The 809-nt window shown below is 67.6% G+C and carries 1 pseudogene; it reads right to left on the bottom strand.

The features are described 5' to 3' along the window. A pseudogene (locus ABD323_RS42375) lies at positions 1–472 on the bottom strand (glycoside hydrolase family 16 protein); the annotation flags it as partial. Between the last annotated feature and the right edge of the window lie 337 nt (positions 473–809).

The following is an 809-nucleotide window of genomic DNA, read 5'->3' as shown; positions in this document are numbered from 1 at the left end:
AGTTGCTGGGGGTGCCACTGAACACCGCCGTGCCGTCGGTCACCGTGACTTTGTCGGGGTCGATCCGGTCGAGCTTGTCGTCATCCGGGTTGTAGTTGCCGTAGCGGTAGGCGCTGCTGGTCGCCTTGTTCCACTTGGCCGCGGAGATCGGGCCGTCGAACTCCTCCCGCCAGATCAGCTTCTTGCCGGCCACCGGCGCAGACGGGTCGGCGTTGGAGGAACCCGTGACGGTGAACACCTGCTCCGGGAGGTTGTACCAGGCGCCGGCCTGGTCCTGGTAGTACCCGAACATCCGGTACGTCCCCGCCGCGAACGACCGCGCCCCGGTCTTCACGGTCAGCCCCTTCGGGCAGATCTGCTGGTTCGTCAGACCGCCGGGAAAGTCCAGGTTGTTGCCCGTCGCGTCCCGGATGCCCACCCCCAGCGAGGCCACCGTGAAGCAGGCGGAGGACTTGACCTCCGGTCGGTACATGAATGCCGTTTGGGTGAGCAGCGCTCTGACTCTCCCTCAACAAGGTGATCTGGCGGAGCCGCCCGGCCTCGGCGGTCAGGCGGCGGTGTGCGGGGGCGGGCAACGGAGTGCAGGGACGCACCCAACCCGGTGACAGAGTGAGCATTAGTCATATTTCCATGCTGGCCGAGGGTATCGAGGGAGCGCCGGGTTCGGCCCTCTGGCTGGAGATGACGTGTGAAGGCAGCAAGCGTGCCGAGCTCCGCTCGGTGGTCCGCACTGGTGCGCCGGGTCCGTTGGTTGGCACCCACCGTGCTGGCCCTGACCGTGCTCTGCTTCGGCCCGGGCGGGCCGGCCG

Source organism: Kitasatospora nipponensis, from assembly GCF_039528135.1.
Taxonomy (GTDB): domain Bacteria; phylum Actinomycetota; class Actinomycetes; order Streptomycetales; family Streptomycetaceae; genus Kitasatospora; species Kitasatospora nipponensis.
Note: the sequence above shows the minus strand (reverse complement) of the source record. Positions and strands in the feature narration are given on the sequence as shown.